The sequence below is a fragment of the Faecalibacterium sp. DFI.5.82 genome, from assembly GCF_029076575.1.
Taxonomy (GTDB): Bacteria; Bacillota; Clostridia; order Oscillospirales; family Ruminococcaceae; genus Faecalibacterium; species Faecalibacterium duncaniae.
In genome coordinates, this window is the sequence record NZ_JARFIS010000239.1 from 1 (window position 1) to 333 (window position 333).

Annotated in this window: 1 pseudogene; it reads right to left on the bottom strand. The window is 46.5% G+C overall.

Going from position 1 to position 333, the window contains the following annotated elements:
- Positions 1 to 181, bottom strand: a pseudogene (locus P0G09_RS16410) (IS3 family transposase); the annotation flags it as partial.
- Positions 182 to 333: the final 152 nt, after the last annotated feature.

Sequence of the window (333 nt, forward strand, 5' to 3'; positions counted from 1 at the left end):
GATCGATTAGCTTGCGCAGCGGCTTAAGGCTGAATTCCAGGGTTGGATGCGTCCCGATTTCCCAAGTCAGAATCTGGTTGGTTGCCAGATCCTTGATAATTTCCAGATAAACCTTACTGCCGTCCTTAGCCTTCAATTCAGTAATGTCGCAGACCATCTTTTGATATTTGCGATTACTCATAAAGCGACGACGGATTACGTTTTTTAGCCTTCTTACCCGATGGACCCTTGGAAGAATCGTACTTGCGGCGGCGTTTGCTGTATTTTGTACATTTGAGTCCCATCTCACGCATCAAGCGGTAAATTCGTTTGTGATTGGGCAGTGGACGACTG